Raw genomic sequence first — 13,248 nt, forward strand, 5'->3', positions numbered from 1 at the left:
TCATCTTGGTCACCGCAACCGGGAATGGAACGATCTCGAGGCGTCCGCTGTCAGGCACAGAGCGCACCGGGGTACAAGGGTGGTCGGCGGTTTTTACGTTTTGGCGAGCTTCTAATGGGACGTGGTCGTGATTTCAGGGAGCCGCGCCGTCGCGGCTTCGACGAGGGTGGTGGCGAGCCGCGGTGGCCTGATCAGGCCCCGCAGGGCAGCAGCTACGGCGGTGGCTATGGTGGCGGCGGTGGCGGTGGCTACGGCGGCGGTGGTGGCGGTTACGGCGGCGGCGGCTTCGGCGGCGGCGGCGGTGGCTTCGACCGCGGCGGCCCGCGCAGCGCTGCCCCGTCCGGGCCGGAGCGTGACGCGACGGTCAAGTGGTTCAACAAGGAGAAGGGCTTTGGCTTCGTCGAGCTCGGCGACGGCTCGGGCGACGCCTTCCTCCACATTCGCGCCGTCGAGGCGGCTGGTCACGCCGATCTGATGCCGGGCACCCGCCTGAGCGTCCAGACCGCGCAGGGCCAGAAGGGCCCGCAGGTGACCAACATCACCAGCGTCGACACCAGCACGGCCGAGGCTCCGGTCCGTCGCGATCCCCGTCCCCCGCGCAGCGGCGGCTTCGGTGGTGGCTTCGGCGACCGTCCCGAGCGTGGCGCCGGCGGCGGTGGCCGCTTCGCCTCCGGTCCCTCGACCGAGATGACCGGCACCGTGAAGTGGTACGATCCGGCCAAGGGCTTCGGCTTCGTGTCGGTGAACGACGGCGGCAAGGATGTCTTCATCCACCGCTCGGCGCTCGCCCGCGCCGGCCTCGAGTCCCTCGCTGAGGGCCAGCCCGTCACCATGGGCGTGGTCGAAGGCATGAAGGGCCGCGAGGCTCAGAGCATCAGCGTCGACTGATCCTCGGTGCAACTCAGCACGGATGATCGACTGATACGGACGGAGCGGTGGCCCTTGGCCGCCGCTCCTTTCCGTTTGCGTGCCGTCCTGGCTGGGCTCGCCCTGGCGGGCATCCTCGCCACGCCGGCGGCGGCCGAGGACTTCACCGGCTTCTATGCCGGGATCAACGCCGGCTACGGCTGGAGCAGGGAGCGGGATGCCGGCGTCGCGCCGCCCGGCGCACCCCTCCCCGCCTGGGATCGGCCGCGGGAGGCCGAGGGCCTGCCGCCGAGCGCCGCCCGGGCCGCGGATCGCAACCCGTTCCTGTCCGGCTCCAAGGGCGGCACGCGCTGAGGCTCGACGCCGGGCGCGGGGCGGTCAGGGCGCGTCGCGCGGACCGGTGTATTGCTTCAGGATCGCGATCTCCGCGACAGGCGCCGGCCACAGGACGATCCGGTAATGGTCCCGGCCGTCGAGCCCGTCCGGGTCGATCGTGGCGAGGCCGCCATGGGCGGTCCGCACCCGGTAGGTTCCGGGCGGAACGGAGAGGATGTCGACCGACCCGCCCGTGCATTCGTGGATCTCGAGCCGGCCGGAGGGAAGGGCGAGGCTCGCTTCGGCGACGTGGTCCCACCGGTCCAGGTCGAGGGGCGGCGCCGTCCGCACCACCTCGATCGCGACGGGGACCTCCGTGTTCCGCTCGGGCTGGATGACGACCACGAAGGGCGCCGCCTTGATCCGGCGCACCGTATCGGCGTCCGTGTAGTCCGTCGGCGCGTCCGGGCGCACCCCGTGATCCCACAGATAGATTTGATGATAGTCGGCGAAGATGCGGTAGTGCCGGCTCATGGCGCCCCCGGTCGCTGAACGGCGGGGACGGCCACCGCGACGACGCCACCCCGCGCGAGCCGTCACGAATCGGGATCGTCCGCCGAAAAAATGCTGTAGGGCGACGCGGCCGCGCGGCAAGCGGAAGCGTGCGGAACGGCCGTGCTTGTGGCATGGTGGCGGCCGAACCCAACCGGGCTCGGGACCCCTCACGATGACCACCGTTCACGACGTCACCCCGGACCAGCTGCGCGGGCTGGAAGCCGCCGGCGAGGCCGCGCTCAATGCCGCGCTCGGCCGCCTGCCGGCCCACGAGCGCGAGGCCTACTGGGCCTCGGTGCGCCGGGCCTACAACGCGCCCTACAACGATGCGGTGAAGAAGCCGCGGGCCGCGGAAGCACGGGCGGTCTGAGAACCGCTTCTGCGGAGAGCCCGGGCGCCGGCTGTGCGGCGTGGCGCCCCCTTCCCGTCCGCGACGGGCCGGACGATCGTTTCGAGCGGCTTGCGACAGGCCAGGAGCGGCCCCGCCCGATAGCGGCATCCGGCGCGCCGTCGAACCCCGTGGAGACACGTCCGCACGGCCCGCGCTCCAAACCGGTCAGGCGCGGGATCTCCCTCGCGGATCGGAGAGGTCTCCCGCGCCTGACTGGTCTTTCTTGACGGCCTCCCGTGGAGGACATGTCGGAGCAGGGCGTATCGGCGGGTGCACCGGGCACCCGCCGCCGGCCCTGCTCGGCCGGTCTTACTGGACCAAGGCTTGCTTGATCCAGGCTTGATTGGCCTGCCTCACTTCGCCTTCTTGGCGCGCTCGATGCCCTCGAGGATCAGGCGCTGCGCCTCGGCCTTGTCGCCCCAGCGGACGATCTTCACCCACTTGCCGGGCTCCAGATCCTTGTAGTGCTCGAAGAAGTGCTGGATCTGGTGGATCGTGATGTCGGGCAGGTCGGTGTAGTTCTCGACCCGGTCGTAGCGCTTGGTCAGGTTGCGCGACGGAACGGCGATGATCTTCTCGTCCTCGCCGGCATTGTCCTCCATCACCAGCACGCCGACCGGGCGCACGCTCATCACCGCGCCCGGGACGATCGCCCGGGTGTTGGCGACGAGGACGTCGCACGGGTCGCCGTCGCCCGACAGGGTGTGGGGAATGAAGCCGTAGTTCCCCGGGTAATGCATCGCGGTGTAGAGGAACCGGTCGACGATCAGCGTCCCGGCATCCTTGTCCATCTCGTACTTGATCGGCTCGCCGCCGACTGGAACCTCGATGACGACGTTGACGTCTTCGGGCGGGTTCTTGCCGATGGAGATGGCATCGAGGCGCATGAGCAGACTCCCAGCAAGGGCGGATGCGCCCCTGAATGGCGCGGTCCTTAGAGGGCCGCGGGCGCCCGCACAAGCGCCGGGACGCAACGGCGGCTGTGACAGTCGAGGACAAGGTCCCGTCCGGCCACGCTTGCCGCGAAAACCGGCCTGAACGGGCCGTTTGTTGCGGCTGAGCACGCGGTGTGCAGATGACGGCCGGCGGCGACCAAACGAGAGGCAGGGCGGGGTATCCGCCCCCGCCGTCAGCCGAACAGGTAGGCGACCTTGGGCAGGTCGGCGCCCGCGACCCGGTCGCAGGCCTCGGCGACGACGCGCCCGCCCATCCGCTCGTAGAAGTCCCGCGCCCGGTGGTTCTCGGTGAGCGACCAGACCGCGATCCGGCGCACCTCCCGGTCGGCGAGATCGTTGCGCACCGCCCGGAACAGCCGCGTGCCGAAGCCGAGGCCCTGGTAGTTCGGCGAGAGATAGATCTCGTCGATCTCGCCCTCGGCCTTGAGGGCCCGGTCGCGGCAGCGCCCGTAGGAGACGTAGCCGATGACGCTCTCGCCGATCTCGAGGACCACGAGCGGGCGGCTGCGCCCGATGGTGGAGCGCCACCAGCGCGGGCCGCGCCGGGCGAGCATCCGGTCGAGGGCGACGCCGGGAATGATGCCCTGGTAGGCCTCGCGCCAGGCCGCGTCGAAGATCTCCGACAGCATCCCGGCATCCTGCTCACGGGCCCTGCGAATGCTGATGACCTGAGTGCTCACGGCCTTCCCCCTCGATTCTTAGCCGACGGATCGCGTTCCCACGATGCGGGGGAGCCGTCGCAAGCGCAATGCCAGGCTTGTACGCCGGCTCATCGAACGACCGGTCGTTGCGGCCGGGTCACGCGGCTGGTAGAGCGGCCTCCTGCTTGCCCGCGCGAAGCGCGTTCTTCCGTTCCAGCCAGGCGCCCTCCCCTTCGTGCTCAACCGCTTCCTCCCGCCCGAGACCCGCTACGCCCGCCGCATGGCCCGCATCGCCCGCTGGGAGCAGCCGATCGCCGGACCGGGCGGGCGCCTGCGCGCCTGGGCCAACATGCTGCTCGTCGATCACGGCGTCTTCCGCCTGGCCTATCTCAACCGCCACCGGATCGGCCGCGGGATGGTCTGGCGCTCGGCCCAGCCGGGCCCGCACGACCTCGCCTGGTTCCGGCGCCAGGGCGTGCGCACGATCATCTCGCTGCGCGGCGGGCGCGAGCACGGCTCCTGGCAGCTCCAGCGCGAGGCCTGCGAGCGCGAGGGCCTCGCCCTCGTCGAGTTCGTGATGCGCTCGCGCGAGGCACCCGACAAGGCGACGCTGCTCGCCGCCAAGGACTTCTTCGCCGGCCTCGCCTATCCGGCGGTGCTGCACTGCAAGTCCGGCGCCGACAGGGCCGGCCTCGCCGCCGCCCTCTACCTGATCCTGCACGAGGGCCGGCCGGTTCGCGAGGCGGCCCGCCAGCTCTCGGCGAAGTTCGGCCATTTCCGCTTTGCCAAGACCGGCATCCTCGACGCGTTCTTCGAGCGCTACCTGACCGAGGGCGAGCCGAAGGGCCTGAGCTTCCTCGACTGGGTCGAGCACCATTACGATCCCGAGGCGCTCAAGCGCGACTTCCGCGCGGGCGTGTGGTCGGACCTGTTGGTAGACCGGCTGCTGCGACGGGAGTGAGGGTCACCCCCGCGTCGTCAGCAGCACGCCTGCGCCGATCGCCAGGATGGCGCCGACATGGAGCGGGTCGGGCACCTCGCCGAGAACCGGAATCGCCAGGATGGTCGCGATCACCGGCACGAGTGCCGTGAAGGCCGGGGTGCGCCGGCCGATCAGCCCGAGCGAGCGGTTGAACGCGACGAGCGCCACCACGCTCACCAGCACCCCCTGGTAGAGGGCCTGGATCGCGACCTCGGCGGGCGGCGCCTCCAGGAGGCGCGACAGGCCCGAGGCGAGATAGACCGGGAGGTAGGTGACGAGGGAGCCGACGCAGATGAGCGCGGTCGCCTCCAGGGCCGTGAGATGCGAGCGGCGCATCCGCACCGTGCCGGCGGCCCACAGGAAGGCGGCGGTGAGGAGCAGGCCGTAGCCGAAGAGTTCGTCCGTATCGCGAAAGCCCCCCGCCAGGGTGAGCGCGCCGGCGGCGATCAGCCCGAGGCCGGCGAGCGCCAGGCGCCCCGGCCGGTCGCCGAGCACCAGGGCGCCGAGGAGCGCGGCGAAGAGCGGCATCGTGCCGGGGGTGAGCGCCGCGCCGTGGCCGGCCGGCGCGTAGCGGAGCGCGATCGAGATCAGGAGCGCGAAGGGCGCGCCCTGCGCCACGTACAGGACCGCGCCGTCGAGGTACGCCCGCCGGTCGAGGCCGCGCAGGCGCAGGAGCAGCACCGGCAGCAGCAGCAGCCCGCCGATGCCGAAGCGGAGCGCCACGAGGTCGGCGGGCCCGAGCACGCCCCCCGCCCCCACCGTCCGGCGGGTGATGACGAACCAGCCGCCCCACAGGCTGACGGCTAGCAGCGCGAAGGCGACGCCCTCGGCGAGGCGCCGCCCGGACGGCGCCTCGGGCCGGGCCTGCGGTTCGGGCCTCACGATGCCTGCGCCGCCGCGGCGGGCTCCCGGTCATCGGAGAGCTGGAGCCGGTGCAGGCGTGCGTAGGTGCCGCCCCGGGCGATCAGGGCGGCGTGGTTGCCCGTCTCGGCGACCCGGCCGCCCTCCATCGCGACGATCAGGTCGGCGTCGCGCACCGTCGAGAGGCGGTGGGCGATGACGAGCGTGGTGCGGCCCCGCATCAGCCGGGTCAGCGCCGCCTGGACGAGCTGCTCCGATTCGGCGTCGAGCGCCGAGGTCGCCTCGTCGAGAAGCAGGATCGGGGCGTCGCGCAGGAAGGCGCGGGCGAGCGCGATGCGCTGGCGCTCGCCGCCCGAGAGCCGGTTGCCGGCCGGTCCGACCCGGAAGTCGTAGCCTTCCGCCCGCGCGGTGACGAAGTCGTGCGCGGCGGCGTTGCGCGCGGCCGCCTCGATCTCGGCCCGGCTCGCGCCCTCCCGGCCGAAGGCGATGTTCTGCGCGATGGTGTCGTCGAACAAGACAACCTCCTGCGACACCACCGCGACGGCCCGGCGCAGCGAGTCCAGCGTCACGTCGCGCACGTCCTGGCCGTCGATGACGACCCGGCCCTCGGTGACGTCGTAGAGCCGCGGCACCAGGGACAGGAGCGTCGACTTGCCCGACCCCGAACGGCCGACCAGCGCCGTGGTCCGCCCGGCCGGGACCGTGAGGTCGATGCCCTCCAGCGCCGGGGCGTCGTCGCGGTAACGGAACCGCACGGCCTCGAAGCGAACCTCTCCGCCGGTGATCGCGAGCGCCGGAGCCCCCGGCTTCTCCCGGATCGTCGGCGCCTCGTCCATCAGCGCGAAGGTGCGCGACAGGGCAGCCAGCGCCTCCTGCAGGATGGCGTTGAGGTTGCCGAGCGCCCGGGCCGGCTGGGCGGCCAGCAGCAGCGCCGCGACGTAGCCGGTGAAGTCGCCGACGCTCTTCTCGCCCGACAGGATGCGGTGGCCGATGAAGGCCAGCACGCCCGCCACCGCGAGACCGCCGCCCACTTCCAGCAGCGGATCGAGCCGGCCGCGGGCATTGGCCGCCTTCATCTTGAGGCGGCGCACCTCGTCGAGGGCGTCGCGGGTGCGGCCCTTGAGATAGCCCTCCAGGCCGTAGGTCTTGGCGACGCGAACGCCGGCCAGGCTCTCGCTGATCAGGCTCGCGGTGAGGCCGACCTGCTCCTGGGTCGAGGTCGAGACCCGGCGCAGCTTCTTACCGATCCGGGCGATCGGCCCGGCGACGAACGGCACGACGATGCCGGCAATGATGGTCAGCCAGGGATCCATCCAGACCATCGCGCAGACGAGTGCGATCAGCATCGCCACGTCGCGCAGGAGCACGGTGGAGATCCGTGTCAGCGCCTCCTTGATGAAGGCGAAGTCGGTGGTGAAGCGCTGGGTCAGGCTCGCCGGGCTCTCGCGGCCGAGCTGGGCCAGGTCCTGATCGATCATGTGGCCGTAGAGCGCCGCCTGCATGTCGGCCTCGACCCGGGTGACGACCCGGTTGGTCAGGACCGTCTGGCCGAGCAGCGCGAAGCCGCGCACGGCCGTGACGGCGATCACCAAGACGGGACCGTAGGCGAGCGCCCCGGCATCCTTGGCGTCGAAGGCGTCGAAGGCGGCCTTGATCAGCGTCGGGTAGAAGCCGGTGGCGGCACCGATCACCGCGATCAGCACCAGCACGAGGCTGAGCGTGCCGGCATGCGGCCGCAGCCAGTCGCGCCACAGCCGGGTGAGGAGCGGCAGCATGTCGCCGGAGAAGAGGGGGCGCCGCGCCATGATGCTCGCTTACGTCCGTGGGGTGGGACGGTGGCGCTAGCACGCGGGTCGGGCGGGCGGCAATTCGGGGCCGCGCGGGGCCGGGTTGCGGGCGGCCTACCGCATCATCGCGAGGGCGGCGTGGATCAGGGTCGCGCCGCCGATCGGCGCCATGAACCACAGCAGGATGTTGACGACGACGATCCAGACCAGCACCCGCTCCTGGCGCCCGGTGAGCCGGGGCTGCGGCGGGCGCGGCGGCGGCTCCCAGGACGGCCGCCATCCTCCCTCGACGAACATCGGCGCCTCCGCGATGGTCTGAAGGCGCAGGAGCTAGGAGGCCGGGGCGGCGGCGACAGTGCGGCGTGTCGTACCGGCGCGCCGGGCCGGGCTCAGCCCTTGTCGCGCATCAGCCGCGCCTTGTCGCGCTGCCAGTCGCGCTCCTTCGCCGTCTCGCGCTTGTCGTGGAGCTTCTTGCCGCGCCCGAGCCCCAGCTCGACCTTCGCCCGGCCGCGCTCGTTGAAGTAGATCTTCAGCGGCACCACCGTGTAGCCCTCGCGCTGGGTCGCGCCGATGAACTTGTCGATCTGGCGCCGGTGCAGCAGCAGGCGGCGGGGCCGCTTGGTGTCGTGGTTGAAGCGGTTCGCCTCGAGATATTCGGGGATGTAGGCGTTGAACAGCAGGAGGTCGTTGCCGGAGGGGCCGGCGAAGGCCTCGCCGATCGTCGCCTTGCCGCCGCGCAGGGACTTCACCTCGGTGCCCGTGAGCGCGATGCCCGCCTCGACCGTGTCGGTGATCTCGTAGTTGAAGCGGGCCTTCCGGTTGTCGGCGACGACGCGGTTCTTCGGCTCGGGTTTCTTGGCCATCGGGCGGGTCGGAGGTCCTGAAGGGGCGCGGCGGGAGCCCGGGGGCCCCCGCCTTCAGATAGGGCGTGACTCAGCCGTTCGTGAGGCCGGCATGGCGCAACGCGCCGTCGACGAGGGCGCGGGTGCCCTCCCCCACCGGCACCATCGGCAGGCGCACCTCGTCGCCCATCAGGCCGAGGCGGGCGAGCGCGTACTTCGTCGGCGACGGGTTGGTCTCGGCGAAGAGATGGGTGTGGAGCGGCATCAGCCGGTCTTGGAGGGCGAGCGCGGTGCGAAAATCCCCGGCGAGGCAGGCTTCCTGGAAGTCGGCGCAGAGGCGCGGCGCGACGTTCGAGGTGACCGAGATCGCGCCGTGGCCGCCATGCGCCATGAAGCCGAGCGCCGTCGCATCTTCGCCAGAAAGTTGGATGAAGTCTTCGCCCATGGCTTGGCGTTGCAGGCTCGCCCGGGCGACGTTGGCGGTGGCGTCCTTCACCCCGACGATGTTCGGCAGCTCGTAGAGCCGGGCCATGGTGTCGACGGTCATGTCGATCACCGACCGGCCGGGGATGTTGTAGATCAGGATGGGAATGCCGACCGCATCGTTCACCGCCTTGAAGTGCTGGTACAGCCCTTCCTGCGTCGGCTTGTTGTAGTAGGGCGTGACGATGAGCAGGGCGTCCGCCCCGGCCTTCTCGGCATGAACCGAGCGCTCGACCGCTTCCGCCGTGGAGTTGGAGCCGGCGCCGGCCACCACCGGCACCTTGCCGGCGGCCTCGTCGATGCAGGCCTCGACCACCCGGTCGTGCTCGGCGTGGCTGAGCGTCGGGCTCTCGCCGGTGGTGCCGACCGGCACCAGGCCGTGGGTCCCGTTCTCGATCTGCCAGGCCACGAAGGCCCGGAAGGCGTGTTCGTCGAAGGCGCCGTCGCGGAACGGCGTCACCAGGGCGGTGAGCGAGCCCCTCAGGCGCTGCGAGATTGGCGTCGACGTCATGCTGGCGTTCCTCGCCCGGTCGGGGCGGCGCCCCCGGGATGTCTCTGGTTGGGAGGCCGGCCCGCAGGCGGACCGCGGCCGGGTCCGGTGCGGGAGGCTGCGGGGTCGAAACCTCGGCCGTCCGGCGTTCGACACATAGGCCCTCGCCGGGCCGCGCGCAAACGCTCCGCGGCCCCCCGGCGTTCCGGCTCCACCGGATGCCAGGGTTAATCGCTTCTTAACGTGGCGCTTTCACCATGAGGCGTCCGGTCATTCGAGCTTCCAGGGGAACGGGATCCATGCTGCTCTCGCCTCGTCGGCGCCGCCTCGCGGTCCTCGCCCTCACGGTGTCCGGCGCCGCGCTGACCTCCCTGGCGGCGGTGGGCGGCCCGGCCCTCGGCGGTTCCGCGGTGGCGCCCCCGCCCGCGGAGGCGGTGACGCCCGCCCGCGCGGTCGAGCGGGCCATCGAGGAGGGCTTCACCCAGGGCGAGGGCCTGCCCCAGGCGGACGGGTTCACCCCGGCGGACGGCCTGCGCCGGAGCTCCGCGGGCGAGGCCGGATCCCGGCTGCCGGCGGCCGCCGCGGCCTTCGCCTCCGCCGACACCGAGGCGCCGATCCCGTTCCCGGTCCCGGATGCGGCGATCGCCCCGCCGGCCCCGGTGCCGCCGGTACCCGATCCGGGCCGCCCGGCGCTCGGCACCGAGATCGACGGTCCGGCCCTGCGCAGCGCCGTCGAGGCCTACCGGCGCGGTCAGGTGAGCGAGGGCGACCGCCTGCGCGACGGGTTCAAGGACCCGGCCGCCCGCGCCCTCCTCGACTGGGTGGCGATCCGGGCCGGCGCCGGCATCGGCTTCGAGCGCACCGTCTCGTTCATCCGCGACAACCCGGACTGGCCGGTGGGCGGCCTGGTGCGCCGCCGCGCCGAGGAGGCCCTGCTCTCCCAGCGCAAGTCGCCGGCCCTGGTGCGGGCCTATTTCGCCGCCCGCAAGCCGCAGAGCGCGCCGGGCAAGTTCGCCCTGGCCCTCGCCTTCAAGGCCGACGGGCTCTCCGAGGACGCCGCCACCCTCGCCCGCGACCTCTGGCGGGAGGATTCCTTCGGCCGCACCCTCGAGCTGAAGGTCCTCGACGCCTTCCCGGGCGTGCTCGGCGAGGTCGATCACCGCTACCGCATGGAGCGGGCGCTGATGAAGGAGGACTGGGACAGCGCCGGCCGCGCCGCCGCCTACGCCGGCAAGGCCTACGGCACCCTGGTGCGCGCGCGCCGCGCCGTCGAGGCCAAGGCGGCGAATGCGGGTGCGGCCCTCGACGCCGTGCCGCCGAGCCTGCGCCAGGATTCCTCCTACCTCTTTTCCCGCGCCCAGTACCTGCGCCGCCTCGACAAGCCGGCGGAGGCCGCCGCCGTGATGGCTCAAGCGCCCCGCAATCCCGAGGTCCTGGCCGATCCCGACGAGTGGTGGGTCGAGCGCCGCATCGTCGCCCGCAAGCTTCTCGATGCCGGCGACGCCAAGACCGCCTACGCGGTCGCCGCCGGCCACAGCGCCCGCTCGGTCGAGAAGCGCATCGAGGCCGAGTTCCACGCCGGCTGGATCGCGCTCCGCTTCCTCGACGACGCGGCCCTCGGCGCCAAGCACTTCGCCAACGCCGCGGCGATCGCCGAGACGCCGATCTCGGTCGCCCGCGCCGCCTACTGGCAGGGCCGTGCCGCGGACGCGATGGGCCAGGCCGCCGAGGCCCGGACCTTCTACGAGCGCGCGAGCGCCCAGCCGATCGCCTATTACGGCCAGCTCGCCCGGGCCAAGCTCGGCCAGGCTTCCCTCGCCCTGCGGCCGTGCCAGATCCTGGACGAGACCGCCCGCACCGCCTTCGAGAACCGCAACGCCGTGCGGGCGCTTCGCCTGCTCGCCGCCGCCGGTCTCAAGGAGCTGATGCTCCCGCTCTACATGGATTTCGCCCAGCGCCTGTCCGACCCGGCGGAGCTGAACGCCCTCGGCGACGTCGCGATGGCCCTCAACGATCCCCGCGCCCTGGTGGCGATCGGCAAGACCGCCGTGCAGCGCGGCCTGCCCCTCGACCGGCACGCCTACCCGACCAACGGCATCCCGACCTACGAGGCGTCATCCGCCGTGCCGCAGGTCGAGCGCGCGATGGTCTTCGCCATCGCCCGGCAGGAGAGCCAGTTCGACCCGCGGGCGCAATCGAGCGTCGGGGCGCGGGGCCTGATGCAGATGATGCCGGCCACCGCGCAGCGCACCGCCCGCCGGGTCAGCGCCGCCTTCGACACCGACCGCCTGACCAGCGATCCCGCCTACAATGCCCGCCTCGGCCAGGCCCATCTCGGCGAGCTGATGGAGGATTGGCGCGGCTCCTACATCCTCGCCTTCGCGGCCTACAATGCCGGCGGCGGCAACGTGAAGAAGTGGATCGACGCCTACGGCGATCCCCGCAACCCGGGCGTCGATCCGGTCGACTGGGTCGAGCGCATCCCCTTCACCGAGACCCGCAACTACGTCCAGCGGGTGACCGAGAACCTGCAGGTCTACCGCAACCGCCTGGCGGAGGCCGGGGACGGGCGCAGCGCGCTCCTGATCGCCGACGATCTGAAGCGCGGGGCGCGGTGAGGGGCGGCCGGGGCAAACGGTCCAGCGCGCAGAATGCGGGGTGATCGGCGGTGCCGGTCTCCACTCCCCGCCCTCGGGACGTCGCGTCCGCGCCTCCCGGTTCGAATGCCCGTTGCCGCGTGAGGGCATCCGCGCGTGATGCGTGAAGGCGCTCCCCCGAATTAGCCGTGCCGTTCGTGGGGGAGAGCCCGAACGCGCCCGTCCTTCGTCCCAGGGCACCTCCTCCGCCCGCGGCAGCCTGGTCGCCCGCGATGAACCGTCACGCTCCGGCCCCGTTGAGCCTTCGAGCCCCCCGCGACCGGCCTCGGAGACACCCAACCATGCCTTTTCGTACCCCTGCCTCCCTGCTCGCCCTTCCCCTCGTCGCGGTGCTGATCGCCCCCGCTCACGCCCAGCAGACGGCCCCCGATGCCGCCGGCTTCCTGACCCGTCCCGAGCCCGGCAGCATGCGGGCCTCGAAGCTCGTCGGCGTGAAGGTGATCGGCCAGGACCATGTCCGGGTCGGCGAGATCGAGGACGTGCTGCTTGGCGAGGACGGGCGGGTGCGCGCGGTGGTGATCGGGGTCGGCGGTTTCCTCGGCATCGGCCAGAAATCCGTGGCCGTGCCGTTCGACCGGCTGGCCTGGAACACCGGGCGGGCCGCCGCCGAGGCTGCTCCCTCCCATACGACGCCGGAGCGGGCGCCGAGCGAGACCGCCGCGCAGAGCGCCGGCCCCCGGACCATGCCGGGCGCCGCGGTCACGGACGAGGCGCTCGCCGCCGTGCCGGCCAAGCGCAGCGGCACCGTCGATGAGGCCACCGGCTCGGTCGCGGCGCCCGAGCCCCGCGGCCGGGCGACGGTACTGGCGACCGGGCCCGACGCCACGGTGGCGGAGGCCGAGATCCGGCTGACCAAGGCCCAGCTCCAGGCCGCGCCGGAGTTCAAGTACGAGGCCGCCCGTTGAGCGCAGGTGTCCTGCGCTGGCGCCCGATGCGGCCGGCGGACCTGTCGGCGGCCGCGGCGGTCGCGGCCCGCGTCCATCCGGGCTACCCGGAGGAGGACGGCGTGATGGCCGAGCGCCTGCGCCTCTGCCCCGGGGGCTGCCTCACCCTCGTCGGGCCGGGGGAGGCGCTCGCCGGATATGCCGTCGGGCATCCCTGGCGCTCCGGCTCGGTGCCCGACCTCGACACCCTGCTGGGGGCGCTGCCGGAGAGGGCGGACGCCTGGTGCATCCACGACGTGGCGCTGCTGCCGGAGGTGCGCGGGCAGGGCGCGGCCGCAGCGGTCGTCGGGCTGATGCTGGCGCAGGCTGCACGGCACGGCCTGCCCGAGGTGGTGCTGGTCGCGGTCGGCGACGCCGCCGGCTTCTGGCGACGCCACGGCTTCCGGCCGCTCGCGGCGCCGGCGCCTGCCGGCTATGGCGCGGGCGCGGCCCTGATGGCCCGGGCGCTCGCGGCCTGAGGCACGGCGGCGGGCGTCG

General features: G+C 72.7%; 15 protein-coding genes. 7 read left to right on the forward strand and 8 right to left on the reverse strand.

All coding sequences use genetic code 11. The annotated features are described in order from the left end of the window. Nucleotides 1-114: 114 nt before the first annotated feature. Both miv_RS33735 and miv_RS15005 read left to right on the forward strand, forming a co-directional pair. Nucleotides 115-888 (forward strand): cold-shock protein, encoded by a 774-nt coding sequence (locus tag miv_RS33735; protein WP_058617152.1) that lies wholly within the window; start codon nt 115-117, stop codon nt 886-888. 54 nt (nt 889-942) lie between these two features. Beyond that, nucleotides 943-1,221, forward strand: a complete 279-nt coding sequence (locus miv_RS15005) for a hypothetical protein (protein WP_244749013.1) — start codon at nt 943-945, stop codon at nt 1,219-1,221. 24 nt (nt 1,222-1,245) lie between these two features. Here the strand turns inward: miv_RS15005 and miv_RS15010 are convergent, their stop codons facing one another. Then, nucleotides 1,246-1,716, reverse strand: coding sequence for a hypothetical protein (locus tag miv_RS15010; RefSeq protein WP_048428449.1), 471 nt, complete (start codon nt 1,714-1,716; stop codon nt 1,246-1,248). Between the two features lie 193 nt (nt 1,717-1,909). Here miv_RS15010 and miv_RS15015 point away from each other — a divergent pair, with 193 nt between their 5' ends. Then, nucleotides 1,910-2,107, forward strand: coding sequence for a hypothetical protein (locus tag miv_RS15015; RefSeq protein WP_048428448.1), 198 nt, complete (start codon nt 1,910-1,912; stop codon nt 2,105-2,107). Between the two features lie 374 nt (nt 2,108-2,481). Here the strand turns inward: miv_RS15015 and ppa are convergent, their stop codons facing one another. Next, on the reverse strand, nt 2,482-3,015 hold the full coding sequence (gene ppa / locus miv_RS15020) for an inorganic diphosphatase (protein ID WP_048428447.1): 534 nt from the start codon (nt 3,013-3,015) through the stop codon (nt 2,482-2,484). 242 nt (nt 3,016-3,257) lie between these two features. Next, entirely contained in the window at nt 3,258-3,764 is a 507-nt protein-coding gene (locus tag miv_RS15025) for a GNAT family N-acetyltransferase (protein ID WP_048428446.1), read from the reverse strand. Between the two features lie 196 nt (nt 3,765-3,960). On the opposite strand from miv_RS15025, the gene miv_RS15030 reads away from it, so the two are divergent. Beyond that, complete coding sequence (locus miv_RS15030) at nt 3,961-4,686, forward strand: fused DSP-PTPase phosphatase/NAD kinase-like protein (protein ID WP_048428445.1); 726 nt, start codon at nt 3,961-3,963, stop codon at nt 4,684-4,686. Between the two features lie 3 nt (nt 4,687-4,689). Here the strand turns inward: miv_RS15030 and miv_RS15035 are convergent, their stop codons facing one another. The 5 genes from miv_RS15035 to dapA all read right to left on the reverse strand — a co-directional run bounded on the left by miv_RS15035 (nt 4,690) and on the right by dapA (nt 9,191). Continuing rightward, a complete protein-coding gene (locus tag miv_RS15035) occupies nt 4,690-5,589 on the reverse strand; it encodes a DMT family transporter (RefSeq protein ID WP_244749014.1) in 900 nt (299 codons plus the stop codon). Further along, nucleotides 5,586-7,373: an ABC transporter ATP-binding protein gene (locus tag miv_RS15040; protein ID WP_207183313.1), complete on the reverse strand. Its 1,788-nt coding sequence runs from the start codon at nt 7,371-7,373 to the stop codon at nt 5,586-5,588. The genes miv_RS15035 and miv_RS15040 overlap by 4 nt, the downstream gene beginning before the upstream one ends. 96 nt (nt 7,374-7,469) lie before the next feature. Next, a complete protein-coding gene (locus miv_RS15045) occupies nt 7,470-7,652 on the reverse strand; it encodes a hypothetical protein (RefSeq protein ID WP_048428443.1) in 183 nt (60 codons plus the stop codon). Nucleotides 7,653-7,744: 92 nt separating this feature from the next. Next, nucleotides 7,745-8,218 (reverse strand): SsrA-binding protein SmpB, encoded by a 474-nt coding sequence (smpB, locus tag miv_RS15050; RefSeq protein ID WP_048428442.1) that lies wholly within the window; start codon nt 8,216-8,218, stop codon nt 7,745-7,747. A gap of 70 nt (nt 8,219-8,288) precedes the next feature. Next, the gene (dapA, locus tag miv_RS15055) at nt 8,289-9,191 is read right to left on the reverse strand and encodes a 4-hydroxy-tetrahydrodipicolinate synthase (RefSeq protein WP_048428441.1); all 903 of its coding nucleotides are present in this window, start codon (nt 9,189-9,191) and stop codon (nt 8,289-8,291) included. Between the two features lie 278 nt (nt 9,192-9,469). Between dapA and miv_RS15060 the strand changes: the two genes are divergently transcribed. The 3 genes from miv_RS15060 to miv_RS15070 all read left to right on the forward strand — a co-directional run bounded on the left by miv_RS15060 (nt 9,470) and on the right by miv_RS15070 (nt 13,229). Further along, nucleotides 9,470-11,788: a lytic transglycosylase domain-containing protein gene (locus miv_RS15060; RefSeq protein ID WP_048428440.1), complete on the forward strand. Its 2,319-nt coding sequence runs from the start codon at nt 9,470-9,472 to the stop codon at nt 11,786-11,788. 320 nt (nt 11,789-12,108) lie between these two features. After that, complete coding sequence (locus miv_RS15065; protein ID WP_207183314.1) at nt 12,109-12,732, forward strand: PRC-barrel domain-containing protein; 624 nt, start codon at nt 12,109-12,111, stop codon at nt 12,730-12,732. Further along, the gene (locus miv_RS15070) at nt 12,729-13,229 is read left to right on the forward strand and encodes a GNAT family N-acetyltransferase (protein ID WP_207183315.1); all 501 of its coding nucleotides are present in this window, start codon (nt 12,729-12,731) and stop codon (nt 13,227-13,229) included. Before miv_RS15065 ends, miv_RS15070 begins: the two co-directional genes overlap by 4 nt. Nucleotides 13,230-13,248: the final 19 nt, after the last annotated feature.

The organism is Methylobacterium indicum (assembly GCF_017347565.1).
GTDB classification, from domain to species: Bacteria; Pseudomonadota; Alphaproteobacteria; order Rhizobiales; family Beijerinckiaceae; genus Methylobacterium; species Methylobacterium indicum.